9 protein-coding genes are annotated in these 12,688 nt (G+C 53.5%); 6 read left to right on the forward strand and 3 right to left on the reverse strand.

Translation table 11 applies throughout. The features are described 5' to 3' along the window. Positions 1-14 precede the first annotated feature (14 nt). A complete protein-coding gene (locus DTL42_RS14315; RefSeq protein WP_114369414.1) occupies positions 15-785 on the forward strand; it encodes an aldo/keto reductase in 771 nt (256 codons plus the stop codon). A 43-nt stretch (positions 786-828) separates the two neighbouring features. On the opposite strand, the gene DTL42_RS14320 is transcribed toward DTL42_RS14315, so the two are convergent. From DTL42_RS14320 to DTL42_RS14330, 3 genes are all read right to left on the reverse strand, one after another. Further along, positions 829-1,770: a formylglycine-generating enzyme family protein gene (locus tag DTL42_RS14320; RefSeq protein WP_114369415.1), complete on the reverse strand. Its 942-nt coding sequence runs from the start codon at positions 1,768-1,770 to the stop codon at positions 829-831. 30 nt (positions 1,771-1,800) lie between these two features. Then, positions 1,801-2,667 carry a rhomboid family intramembrane serine protease gene (locus DTL42_RS14325; RefSeq protein WP_114369416.1) on the reverse strand — a complete coding sequence of 289 codons (867 nt, stop codon included), beginning with the start codon at positions 2,665-2,667 and terminating at the stop codon, positions 1,801-1,803. Positions 2,668-2,930: 263 nt separating this feature from the next. Continuing rightward, positions 2,931-4,427 carry a hypothetical protein gene (locus tag DTL42_RS14330; protein ID WP_114369417.1) on the reverse strand — a complete coding sequence of 499 codons (1,497 nt, stop codon included), beginning with the start codon at positions 4,425-4,427 and terminating at the stop codon, positions 2,931-2,933. 472 nt (positions 4,428-4,899) lie between these two features. On the opposite strand from DTL42_RS14330, the gene DTL42_RS14335 reads away from it, so the two are divergent. The 5 genes from DTL42_RS14335 (at position 4,900) to DTL42_RS14355 (ending at position 12,581) form a co-directional block, all read left to right on the forward strand. Beyond that, positions 4,900-5,412, forward strand: a complete 513-nt coding sequence (locus DTL42_RS14335; RefSeq protein ID WP_158545382.1) for a MarR family winged helix-turn-helix transcriptional regulator — start codon at positions 4,900-4,902, stop codon at positions 5,410-5,412. A gap of 17 nt (positions 5,413-5,429) precedes the next feature. After that, a complete protein-coding gene (locus DTL42_RS14340; RefSeq protein WP_114369419.1) occupies positions 5,430-8,207 on the forward strand; it encodes a TolC family protein in 2,778 nt (925 codons plus the stop codon). Between the two features lie 440 nt (positions 8,208-8,647). Then, positions 8,648-10,492: an efflux RND transporter periplasmic adaptor subunit gene (locus tag DTL42_RS14345; protein WP_158545383.1), complete on the forward strand. Its 1,845-nt coding sequence runs from the start codon at positions 8,648-8,650 to the stop codon at positions 10,490-10,492. Further along, positions 10,489-11,232: an ABC transporter ATP-binding protein gene (locus DTL42_RS14350; protein WP_114369421.1), complete on the forward strand. Its 744-nt coding sequence runs from the start codon at positions 10,489-10,491 to the stop codon at positions 11,230-11,232. Before DTL42_RS14345 ends, DTL42_RS14350 begins: the two co-directional genes overlap by 4 nt. A gap of 20 nt (positions 11,233-11,252) precedes the next feature. Next, positions 11,253-12,581 carry an ABC transporter permease gene (locus DTL42_RS14355; RefSeq protein WP_114369422.1) on the forward strand — a complete coding sequence of 443 codons (1,329 nt, stop codon included), beginning with the start codon at positions 11,253-11,255 and terminating at the stop codon, positions 12,579-12,581. The last annotated feature ends 107 nt before the right edge of the window (positions 12,582-12,688 follow it).

A 12,688-nucleotide genomic window follows, 5' to 3' on the forward strand; every position in this document is an offset into this window, starting at 1 on the left:
GAAAGTAAGGCCACATGCCAACTAGGCCACTTGGGAAAACAGGGCTCAACGTAGGGCCAATCGGATTTGGGGCGTTCAAGATCGGACGCAACACCAAGATCAAGTATCCATCGGCCTACGATCTGCCAGATGAAATTGACGTCGCTCGATTGCTTGATGGACTAGTGGAACTGGGGATTTGCCACTTTGATACCGCTCCGGCCTATGGGCTGAGCGAAGAGCGGGTTGGAGCTTGGCTTGCGCAAAGTTCAGCGTCGGTCGTCGTTTCCACGAAGGTGGGCGAACTCTTTGCCAATGGAGAGTCGCGATACGTCTTCGACGAACTCTCGGTGAGAACGAGCGTTGCCAATAGCTTGCGGCTTCTGCGGCGGGATGTTTTAGACATCGTGTTGATTCACACTCCAGCGGACGATGTACGTGTGCTAACGGAGACGCCGGTTGTCGAGACCTTGCGATCGCTACAAGAAGCTGGGGATATCCGTGCGATTGGTCTTTCAGGTAAGACGCCAGCGGCCGCGACGCTAGCACTCGATTGGGCCGATGTGTTGATGGTCGAGTTCCACGCGGAAGATTCGTCCCATGCTAAGGTGATTCAACAAGCGGCAGAACGAGGGCTTGGGGTGTTGGTCAAAAAAGGACTTGCCGCAGGACATCTTCCGGCAGAGGAAGCGATTCCATTTGTCCTCGGCCAGCCAGGCGTAACGAGCTTGGTAGTGGGAGGGCTAAATCTTGAGCACATGGCCGACAACTTGAAGATTGCCCGTCGCTGTTTAGCAACCGGTTGATTTCATCGGATCGGCAACCTGATGGAGATAATTTGCTGGCAGGCTATCGCTTGCGAACACAACGGAAGCCGGTGAAATTGTTGCTCATCTCTGGGGCAAGTTTACTGCGGTACCAGACCATGGCCTCGCTGGTTCCCGTTTGATCGGAGCTAAGCCAACTGCCTCCCCGCGTCACTCGTTTCTCACCAGTGCTGGGGCCAGTGGGATTGTCGGTAGCGATTCGGTCGTAACTATCCGCTGCGTACCAACACGCGGTCCATTCAGCCACGTTCCCGGCGAGATCAAACAGGCCATTTTCGCTCGGAGGGTAGTTTTTTACGGGAGACGTTCCTGAGTAGCCATCAGCGGCAAGGTCACGGATGGGAAAAGTCCCTTCCCAGAGATTGGCTAATTCTGGGCTACGATTGTTTCGCGACTTGGGCCAAGGATAGTTTTGTTCGAGCCTCTTTCCTCTGGCTGCGGCTTCCCATTGAAACTCGGTTGGTAAGCTCTTTTCTGCCCAAGTGGCATAAGCCTGGGCGTCGTACCAACTGACTTGGACGACGGGGTGATCTTCCTTACCAACAATCGAAGAACCGGGGCCGGTGGGGTTTTTCCAGTTTGCTCCTCGTCGCTGAGAAAATTGTTGCGTTGGAATGTCGAAGATAAGCGATTCGCCACGTCGCTCGGCATCGGTGATGTAGCCGGTCGCTTCTACGAATTTTGCGAACATGGCATTGGTGACTTCAGTTTGTTCGATCTCGAAAGGGGCCAGTTCGATTTGGCGTGTCGGACGAACGTCGCGCGGGCCAGACTCGTGCCCGATCAGATAGATGCCGCCTGGGATGGTGACTTCATTCAGATTGTCTTCCGGCGAAGCAAGAGACAGCACCGGCAGGGACGCCGTTGGCTGGCCAGCGATGTTTCGATAGACCGTCGTACCTACGATGGCCACGATCAGTATCGCAGCAACCAGAACGATCTGTTTGTTAAAGCCAAGGTTCATCCATGCTCCTCGGGCTGACGTTGCGGAACGTCAGCTCAATTTCTGCCGCATTCGCCGGCTGTAGGCTTCGAGCTTGCGTCGTTCGGTCTCGCTGAGCGAACCCATGCCCGATTCGCGGACTTTGTCCAAAATACGTTCCGCTTCTTCGTCGGAATCGTTGTACGGATCGTACTCGTCTTCCTCAGTATGAACCCTCAGACGTGGACGGGAACGCAGCGACCATTTCGGTAGAGAAATCTTGCTGGGGATGATTCTTCCCAGGTTAATGCCGCTGAAAAAGTAAGCCAGACCGAGCCCGATACCTGCTAAGTGAGCCGAGTAAGCGACCTGTTCATCTTGGCCAAACAGGTTTAGCAGCAAAATGATTACCCCTGCCACCCAAGCCGGCACCGGAAAGATCATGCCGAGGTAGAGCGTCATTTTGGGATAAAGGCAAATGAACAACGTCATGATCGTCGAGATTGCCCCCGACGCCCCGACCATCTCGTAGACGGTGGTGGGAACTTTGAAGTTGAACTCAGCCAAGGTCACCAAGTTCCAGACCAGGCCACAGAAAACAATGCTGATGAAGTAGATCTTCAAAAACTCAGCTTTGCCATAGCGGTCTTCGACGAAACGTCCAAACATCCACAAGACGAACATATTCATCAGAATATGCCAGACGGTCTTGGTGTAATGGAGAAAGCCGTAAGTAAGAAACTGGTACCAGAGCTTGGGCTCGTAAAGCGTGTCGGCATGGACGCCGAATGTATTGATCAGCTCAAGTTGAAAGACCCAGTCGATCAAAAATATGCCGACGTTGGCATACACCAACAACATGGTGGCGGACTGCCCTGACATGTTGAAAGACATCTGCCCTTCAGGTTCGCGGTAGTATTCCCGATCGTAGAGACCCATTTCCTAGCCCAAGCTGGGTGCCGAATCATTGCACGTAGAGTAGTGTGACGTGCCTTCACACACCTTATCTTAGGTGCGCCGAGGAAAAAAGTGCAGTGCAGTTCAAGAAAGGAAAGTTATCTCGCTTGAAGTCTCGCGCGGGTGCCAATGGCGAACAAGTGATAGCTTAGGAGGAGGATCGGCAAGAATGCCCCGCAGGAATCTCCTGGAACTTGAATCGCCTACCCATGGACAAGGTCAACTGGATAACTAGTTGATCTTGTTCAGTTGGCCAGTGTGAGCGAGTCAGAACTCGATTGCTCAAGCCGCTGCTGCTCTAGCCTTTGCATCACTTCGTCGCTGGCCCGCTTCAGTTCTTCGACCAACGTTTGATTGGTACGGTAGAGCTGGCTGTTGATTTTCAGCGTTTCTGTGAGATAGTCCATCAGCCGAGTCTTGTACTTGGCAATTTGTTCCTGTTCGTAGACGACCTTGGACTTATCATCTTGTAGCTTGGCCTTCTCTTGGCTGCGGTAAGCCACAACGTCCTTGGCGATTTGTTCCGATTTTTTGAACATTTCGATCGACTGGTTCAGGACATAGGCCGTGTCTTGCAACGCTTCGACCTGAGCTTTGTAGGCGTGAAACTGGAAGGCAAAGTCGTTTAACGGGCGGTAGTACAGTTTTTCATCGATCGTCACAATTCCCTGATCCACCAAGGCTTTCCCTTTTTCGCCGGCAAGGGACATGATGACCTGCGTGCCTTTGGTGATTTTGGTCGGAGAGCCCTGCTTCAGGAAGCCAGCGATGGCAAGGCCCGAGGCTGGCTCGAACTCTTGGGTGACGCCGGTGGTTTCCGTTTCGGCGTCGACCGTGACTTCGTAGTCTTGTTGGAAGGTCACCTTGCTCATGACGGTTAGTTCAGGATCATCGTTCTGGGCGGCTTCGCCGGTACGTTGGAAGCGGACGACCATTTCGTCAGACAACGGTTGGGGCAAGCCCAGACGAGCGCCGGCATCGCGAAGCAACGTGGCCAGTTGTTCGTCGTCCATGCTTTCAAAGATTTCATACTCGTCGACCGGCATCTTGTCGTACAGCATCCAGGGATTCGACTGGCTGATTGCTTTTTGCTGGATGGGCTCGAGCTTGGTGGTCGGTTCAACGGTTAGATTTTGTGCGTTAACTGCTTTCACGACAAATTCGCCAATGAAATAGGCCGGAACCTGAATTTTGGGCTGTTCGGGCGATAAGGGCATCTGGCCAAACGCATAGACGATATCGTTCACTGCTAACGAACGAGGTGGCTGAGTTGCTGCGGGCGCGGCTGCCGGGGCTTCTGGATCGCCCGAAGCTGCGACTTGGATAGGAGGCAGCGACAAATTGATTTGATTGTTGTTGATGGCCCCTCGGCTTACGTTTCGCCAGAGACGACCACGATCGTACATTATTCGCTTTAGTTCGGCTTCTGCGCCGGAAAGGCTGTCGGCTTCGTTTTCAACAACATTTAAACGCCCCGTACGCGGATCGAGCGAAAAACCGTTTTCTAGCTGTTCAATCTTGGCTTCTTGGACTGCGACCTGCTCTTGCAGCTTTTCGGCTGTGTTTTTCCAGGATGTTTCGGTTCTCAGCGTGGCAGCGGCTAGCACAAGGTAAGCAAAGCCAGCGCCAAAGGTCAGGAACAAGCCCAACACGTGCAGAACATTCCAGTTGGCCGCGTTCAGGTACGAGAAGAACCCAAACAGCAGAACGAGCACGGCAATGACAATGTAAAAGACGGTCATGTGGGCCTAGGTTCTGATAGTTAACGGTCGTGACGGTAATAGAAAAGGATTGGGGCCAGATCTGCGTTCTAGCATCCATTGCCCTCCATGAGGCAAACGAGGGATGCGCAAATCCATCCGTGTATTGTACTTCAGACCCTTGGCATTTCACGCAAAATGCGTAAGCATTCTGCAGAAATCACCTTCAGATCATAAATTGGGTATTTTGGGTCGTCAAGTCTGTTGTGTTCAACGGCCATTTTCCTAACTGCAAATCTTAAAAAAGGTTAGGTCACAAAATGACTTAACTACCGGTCTTACGATCGACAAAATCGTTCAAGTTCGAACGATTGTTTGTCGAAAGATATCGACAGCGGAACGTTCTCCCCCGGAATGGTTCGCTGCAAAACGAACCCAAGCTTCTTATGCCTTGCCGGCCAAGTGGTCGGACAGGCATAGGCTGTCTCTACCTAATATTCCAGGGATGGAATTCATGGCAAGTTCCGAGCCAGCGATGCCGCAGGACGCGGTTGAGCTGATAGGCATGGCGATCGAGATGGCATCGTGTGAAAAAACGATGCGGGCCGCGATTGCGCAAGTAGTTGCTCCGTTTAATCTTTCGGAAAACGCCTTTTTTATTCTAATCCTCTGCCATCAGAATCTGCGGAAGACGCTTTCGCAGTCTAGCTTGGCCAAAATGGTAGGGATCTCGCCTGCCCAGCTAAGCCACTTGGTAGAGCAACTGCGGCAAGAAGACTGGATTCATCCGCAGCGCGATCCGCATGATCGGAGACGGCAGTTTTGGACGCTGACCGATAACGGCAAACAGCGCCTGGAAGAGATACTGCCCCAGTTCCACGACGCCTGGCAGTTCGATCAGTTGCCAGTCGATCCGCGGACACTAGTTGCTGGTTTGCGAAAGCTCGTCTCCATCTTAGGGGCATCGCTGAATTCCCGACCGGTCGCCTCCCGATCGGTTTCCCTTTCCAAACCCCACGCCGCCTAAAGGGAACTAGGGTCATCATGAGAAACCATACAGTTCATTATCGGAACGCGTCATTCGCCAACATCCTGGTCTCTTGGACGATGTTGGTCGGTTCGCTCATTGCAGGAGCCCTGCTGGCCGGTTGCCGGTCGCAGGCGTTTTACCGCACGCAAGCAGACAACGATGCTTATTTTCTGGTCGCGGAAAAGAACAGCGATCCACGCTGGCATTTGGATCGCACTTCAATCACTCCGGACCCTCGGTCGCGTATGTTCGATCCGTTTAGCCCCGACTGCCCGCCGATGCCAACCGACGACCCGGCAGCCCATCAGTTTATGGAAGTGGTGGATGGGAAAAAGGCCTACTGGGGCTGGGAACGTAACGGCGTTACCAACGAAGTCGCGAACCCCAACTGGCTGGCCTACTTGCCACTCAACGAAGAAGGAACACTGCTTCTCGATGGTGATAAAGCCGTGGAAATCGCTCGCTTGAACTCGCCTGATTATCAGCGAGCACTCGAGGATTTGTATATCTCAGCGTTGAATGTCAGCTTCCAGCGATTCCGGTTTGATGCGCAGTTCTTTGGGGGTTACGAAACCTTCTTTACGGCAACTGGTCCGGCTCGGGCTGGCTCTTCTTCCAGTGTGTTGGAAGCGAACACCCGTAATATCCAAATGGAAAAGCTGTTCGCCACCGGTGGTCAATTGGTGGTTGGCTTAGCCAATAACATTATGTGGGAATTCTCGGGCCCGGACACACATTCGGTGAACTCGTTGATCGATTTTTCGCTGGTGCAACCGCTTTTGCGGAATGGTGGCCGCAAAGTGGTGTTAGAGAATCTGACCCAGCAAGAGCGTGATCTCTTGGCCAGCGTGCGTTCGATGGAACGCTTCAACCAGTCGTTTTACTTAGACATCATCGCCGGTCGCGGTTTGGCCCCTGGACCAGGCAACGTGGGAGGCGTTCCTTCCATTGGCCCCAACGGTGCGTTCAACGCCAGTGGCTATTACGGGCTATTGCAGCGTCAACAAACCATTCGCAACCAGGAAAGCAATATCGCTTCGTTACGGAGCAGCTTAGCCCAACTGGAAGCGTTCTTTGAATCGGGGCGAATCGACTCGTTCCAGGTGGAATTGACCCGGCAGTCGCTGTTCCAGACGCAAAGCTCGCTCTTGTCGAGTAAAACGACCCTCCAGAACTCGCTTGACCAGTTTAAGATCACGATGGGGCTTCCGCCGGAAATCAATGTCCAGCTAGAGCGAGATCGTTTCTTTGAACAATTCAATCTGATCGACCCGGTGTTTACACCAATCACCAACAAGTTGAACGATATTCAAGGGACCGTTGGTACGTCGCTGCTGGAAGTCCTGCCTGATCCTGAAGAGATCGATCCCAACAAGCCATTCAGAGGCGAACTGGTATGGGACGAGAACGTGAAGCAGCGGTTTGAGAACCTGCGCGCACTGACTGCCCAATTGAAAGCCATCTTGCAGTTGATTGATGAAGACCTGTATCCGTTGGTGGAAGAGGACGTTGCTTACCTAGAAGAGGTTTTGCCTACGCGTGTCGAGGACTTGCAAAAGATCCAGGAGAAGCTGGCCGGCTACAGTGAGGAAGTGCCGCAGGAAACGGTTTCTAACGGCGTGCTCAGCACGAAACGCTTGGAAGATCTGCCGCCGCAGCTGCGTATCATTCTAGGAGACTTGAAGCAGCGATTCGCACAGCATCGAGGCATTTTGGATAAGATTGACCAAGAGGTCGCTGTGCTCTTGGAGCAGGGCCCCAATCTGACGCCTGATCAATTGTATACCCAGGCCAAGGGTGTTGTTTTTGACCCGGTTCCGGATGAAGTGCAAACGTTGATTGCGGATGTTCTAGGCTTGTCTCTTGTTCAAGCGCGTGCCCGAACCGAGACGGTCAGCCTAGTACCGGTCGATATTAATTCCGAGACCGCTTTGAAGGTGGCTCGTATTCATCGCCTTGATTGGATGAACGCCCAAGCGGCCTATGTCGACGCCTGGCGAAATATTCAAGTTGTGGCGAACGATTTGCTTAGCGATCTAGACGTCGTCTTTAGTGGGGAAATTGGCAACGTTGGAGGGGACAATTCGGTTAAATTCAATAGCGACAATGGTCGCCTGCGGGCTGGTTTGGAATGGGATGCTCCTTTGACTCGCTTGGTGGAACGTAACAACTACCGAGAATCGTTAATTGCTTTCCAGCGGACACGACGTGCCTATTACCAATATCGAGATCGAATCAGCCAAGGGCTACGAAGTACGCTTCGTACGATGGACTTGAATCGCATTAACTTCGAGCTACGGCGAGCCGCCGTTCAAGTGGCGATTTCTCAGGTGGAACGGACACAATTGCGACTTCAAGAGCCTGCCAAGCCGAATCAAACCAACCAACAGTTCAATTCCAGTACGGCTCGAGACTTGTTGAATGCCTTAGATAGTTTGTTGTCTGCTCAGAACGATTTCCTCTCGGTGGGCGTGAGCTACGAGGTTCTTCGTCGCGGGCTGGATGTCGATATGGGAACGATTCAATTGGATGATCGGGGGATTTGGATTGATCCAGGTCCCGTCGACGGTAAGTTCTGGGAAGAACAGGTCGAGAATATGGGGCCTCAAAGCGATCTGCCCGACTTCCACCAGGAACAGAGAGCCTTGGAAGGAATTGAATCGCGAACCGAGGCGAACCCTGCCGACGACCCAGATACGCCGGTAGAGATTTTAGAGGAGTTGCCACCTGGGCAACTGATGCAGCCAGAAGGCGTTCAGCCGGTTAATCCCAATTTAGAACCTCCGAACTAAAACGGGGTCAGTGGATTAATGTTGCCCCTAAACCCCATTATTCTCTTAGTTTTGCGGAATTAGCCGAATTGCCTGTTGCTTGATTCTGGTCCAGTAGAAAGAATTTAGCTAGCGAGGCTGACAAATGTTTCGACAATCTTTGAGCCTGAAGGGAATCTTTTAGCGATTCGCGGGGTTTCATCTCCTAGGCGCGCCGAGATGGCCAAGGATTTTTCTCGGTGCACAAAGCTGCGACTGAATTGTCGATAACATTCGGCTATTGCACGATTTAGGGGCACCGCCTTCGACAAACAGCGTCAAAAAATGGCGTGCAAATCGGAGGCTTGTCGGTTAGAATGGGGGACGCCTTCCTCAGGGGCGATCCCTCCCCTTCTTTACATCCTTGTGCATGGAAATCCATGGTTCGCTCCATGCACCCTTCCCGCATTGAGAAATTGTCCATGGCTAGCGCTAAGTTCGGAAATCCAATTTCATCGACTGCTTCCCCAGCGGCTCATCGCGCGAGGCGAATGTCTCGGCGGGGTTACTTCGCGAAGGTGGCGGTGGCTGGGCTCGCACTGGCAGGTGCGGCTGGCTACTTCTTTATTTCCACGGGAAAGCCAACCGTAGTCCTCAACGAAGAAATGTTTCACTTGGTTGAAGTGGGAGATTTCGTTCACGACGTTGTGGAGCAAGGGGAAGTCGAGAGTGCCCGGAATGTGGATGTGATTTCCCAGGTACGTGGCACCCGCGAGTCGAAGACGTTTGAGATTCTGTGGGTGATCGAAGAGGGAAAGGTCGTCCAAGAAGGGGATCTCCTCGTACGTCTCGATTCCTCGGCACTGGAAGAAGAAGCGAAACTGCAAAAATTAGATCTCAGCGGGTCGTTAGCCGGTTTAGCCAAGGCCCAGAACACATTGGATGCGGCTCAGATTGCGATGACCGAGTATGTCGACGGTCTTTTCGTGCAAGAGAAGCAGGAAATCGAAGCCGAGATTACCTACGCTCAGGAAACTTGGAAGCGGGCACAAGAATACTTCCACTATAGCTCTCGCTTAGCGGCTAAGGGGTACGTGACCTCGTTGCAGCTAGAGGGGGATGAATTTGCCGTCGAGAAGGCACAGACCGAATTGGCCAATGCCAAGCTCAAGCTGAAAGTTCTGGTCGAGAACACCAAAGAAAAGAAAATTAAAGAGCTGCAAAGTGCGATTGGTGTGGCTCAAGCCGACCTCGAATCGGCCAGAGAGCGAAATAGTATCGAGCAAAAGCGGCTTGAGTTCATTGAAGAGCAAATCGAGAACTGTACCCTTCGGGCACCTGCTTCGGGCCAGGTGGTTTACGCCAACGAGCGAGGCAATCGTGAAGCCTCGGAATTTATCGTCGAACCAGGTGCGACGGTGCGAGAACGTCAAACCATTATTCGCCTGCCTGACTACAGCGCGATGCAAGTCAACGTAATGATCAACGAGTCGCGGGTTTCGCTGGTGGATGTTGGTATGCCGGCGACTATCACGCTGGACGCGTTCGACAAAATGACCCTTAAGGGCAAGGTGATTAAGGTTAACGAATACCCCGAACCGATCAGCCGTTTCGGTCCCCAGGTCAAGCGTTACGCCTCGATCATCGAGATTGCAGAACCTCCGAAATTGATTAAGCCGGGACTAACCGCGAATGTGGCGATCCATGTCGAGTCCTTGGAAAATGTTGTCCAGGTGCCCGTGCAATGCGTGATGCCTCATGGAGATCATTATTACTGCATCGTACGTAACGGCGAAGAACTCGAGCCACGCCAAGTCGAAGTCGGCTCGAACAACTCCCGTTTTGTGGTGATCAACAGCGGACTACAGGCAAACGAGTTGGTTTCGTTAAGCCCCCGCCGCATGCTAGATATGGTGGTAATGCCCGAAATCGCTCCGGGCGAGAAGCCTGCACGTGACTTGCAAGGGGGGGATTCCACGGAAGGTCCTAGAGGCCCCGGCGGTCCTAGAGGAGAAGGTCGAGAAGGCCGCCCTGGTGGACCAGGAGGACGTGGGCCAGGCCCAGGTGCCCCGAGTGAAGGTGGCCCTGGTGGGCGCCCTTCGCCTGGCGCAGGACCAGGCAGCCCAGGCGAACAGGATACTGCAACGGGAGAAGAACGCCTCGTTGACCGTGCTGCTCGGGAAAGAGGCCCAGCCGGCGATGGCTTTGCTGGCGAACCGTCTCGCTTCTCCCAGAAACCCGATTCCGCTGGTCCGGCAGGCTCGCAGGATGATACGGTCCGGGTTGCCGAAGACCAGCCTACCAAGCCAGTTGGAGGCGCCCAGTGAATTACGCCACGCGCGTAGTTGAACTCAAGAAGATTTATCACCTCAAAGGGGAAACCGTTCATGCCCTGCGAGGCATTAACTTCGATGTTCCTGAGGGTGACTACGTTTCGATCATGGGAACCTCAGGTTCCGGCAAAAGCACCCTGCTGAATATGCTCGGTTGCCTCGACCGCCCTTCATCAGGCCAGGTGGTCCTGGGTGGTCACGATACCAGTACGCTTAGCGACGATCAGCTTTCCTACTTACGGGCGTCGCGGATTGGCTTTGTGTTCCAGTCCTACAACTTGATCCAGCAGTTGACGGTGATCGAGAACATTGAAGTTCCTCTTTTCTATCGAGGCAACGTTACCGCTGCCGACCATCGCCGCAGCCGCGAGCTGGCCAAGATGGTTGGCCTGGGCGATCGGATGGGGCACCGCCCGACTCAGCTTTCAGGTGGGCAGCAACAGCGTGTGGCGGTTGCGCGAAGTTTGATCAACAACCCTGATTACATCTTGGCTGACGAACCGACTGGCAATCTCGACTCGAAGACCACCGAAGAGATCCTGCAGTTGTTCGAGACCCTCAATAATGAAGGGCGAACGATTATTCTCGTCACGCACGAAGACGATGTTTCGCACCACGCCAAACGTTCGATCCGCTTAATGGACGGGCTGATCAAAGAAGATCATCCGGTGGAGAATCGTCGTTCGGCCATGGGGCGTGGTGGCATGGATACTTCGGCCCTGAGTATGACTTAACCTAGAAGAAGACGTTTAATATGCTCGGACTTCGCATCTGGAAACTTGGAATCAAAAGCTTGCTGCTGCACCCCATGCGGTCGCTGCTGACGATTCTTGGTATCTTCATCGGCGTTGCGAGCGTGATTTGGTTGCTGGCAATCAGCGAAGGCATTAGTGCCAAAGCACAGCAGCAGATCGAAAAACTGGGTGCTGAAAATATCATCGTTCGCACCGTAAAGCCGCCGTCGGAAGCCACGGCAGAGCAGCGCGGGCCGTTAACGTACGGGCTAACTCGCGACGACTGGCGTTTGCTCGACGAAACGTTGCACTCGGTCGATACGGCCACCCCTATCCGAGAAATTCGCCGGCAGATTCGCCGAGGACCGAACACCGTTCATGGACGATTGGTCGGCTGCACGCCGGAGTACGCACAGCTGAATCACTTGGAAGTCCAAGGAGGCCGGGGGCACTTTATTTCTCAGGTCGAAGTCGAACGTGAGTCAAACGTTTGTGTGCTTGCCGCCGAAGTTGCGGAAGCTTTGTTTCAGTTTGAAAAACCGATCGGCAAAACCGTTCACGTTGACCAAGACGAATATGTCGTCGTCGGCGTGCTGAAGCCTAAAGGGGCGACGGCTGCTGTGGGGGGAAGTCTCTCAGGCCAAGAGTTCGATAAAGATGTTTACATTCCGATTACCACATTGTGGCAACGGATGAGCGACTACATCATTACCCGTGAAAGTGGGTCGTTCTCGGGAGAAATCGTCGAGCTTAACCAAGTGACGCTCAAAGTCGGCAATGTGGATCATGTGATGAACACCGCCGAATTAGTCCGCGAAAGTCTTTCGCATCACAATCGGCTGCGTGATGTCTCTGTGGTTGTTCCGCTAGAGCTGCTGGAGCAAGCGAAGCAGACCAAGTTTATGTTCATGGTCTTTATGGGTTTGATTGCGGCCATTTCTTTGCTGGTCGGTGGTATTGGGATCATGAATATCATGCTCGCCACGGTCACCGAACGCACGCGAGAAATTGGTATTCGCCGCGCTCTGGGGGCCAAGCGAGGTGATATCATTCGCCAGTTCCTGGTCGAAACCATCGTTCTGTCGGTGGTGGGTGGTTTGACTGGGGTGTTAGGGGGGCTGCTTTGCATTCCTGCGGTCGACCTGGCCCGTTTTCTCGCCAACGCCTACGATCCTGCCCTTGTGGCCGAACTGCCAGATACCATTCGAGACGTTCGCCCCTTGATCGTGCCGCTTTCGATTCCGTTGGCTTTTGGAATTTCGGTGATTGTGGGGGTCGTGTTCGGACTTTACCCCGCCAGTCGAGCCGCTGATCTCGACCCGATTGAAGCCCTCAGGGCGGCGAATTAGAGCGTTTCCTGCACTTATGCCATCACTGCTGCCGTGTTTCGGCATGCTACCTCAGTTCCACAGTGATCGCGTTTGTCTGGGGGAAGGCCATTCTCGAACCGGGCGAA

It is taken from the genome of Bremerella cremea (assembly GCF_003335505.1).
Classification (GTDB): Bacteria; Planctomycetota; Planctomycetia; order Pirellulales; family Pirellulaceae; genus Bremerella; species Bremerella cremea_A.

What these genes read in the sequence shown, in the direction of transcription:
- DTL42_RS14315 (WP_114369414.1), top strand. Translation starts at nt 15, where the DNA reads ATGCCAACTAGGCCACTTGGGAAAACAGGGCTCAACGTAGGGCCAATC.
- DTL42_RS14320 (WP_114369415.1), bottom strand. Translation starts at nt 1,770, where the DNA reads ATGAACCTTGGCTTTAACAAACAGATCGTTCTGGTTGCTGCGATACTG.
- DTL42_RS14325 (WP_114369416.1), bottom strand. Translation starts at nt 2,667, where the DNA reads ATGGGTCTCTACGATCGGGAATACTACCGCGAACCTGAAGGGCAGATG.
- DTL42_RS14330 (WP_114369417.1), bottom strand. Translation starts at nt 4,427, where the DNA reads ATGACCGTCTTTTACATTGTCATTGCCGTGCTCGTTCTGCTGTTTGGG.
- DTL42_RS14335 (WP_158545382.1), top strand. Translation starts at nt 4,900, where the DNA reads ATGGCAAGTTCCGAGCCAGCGATGCCGCAGGACGCGGTTGAGCTGATA.
- DTL42_RS14340 (WP_114369419.1), top strand. Translation starts at nt 5,430, where the DNA reads ATGAGAAACCATACAGTTCATTATCGGAACGCGTCATTCGCCAACATC.
- DTL42_RS14345 (WP_158545383.1), top strand. Translation starts at nt 8,648, where the DNA reads ATGGCTAGCGCTAAGTTCGGAAATCCAATTTCATCGACTGCTTCCCCA.
- DTL42_RS14355 (WP_114369422.1), top strand. Translation starts at nt 11,253, where the DNA reads ATGCTCGGACTTCGCATCTGGAAACTTGGAATCAAAAGCTTGCTGCTG.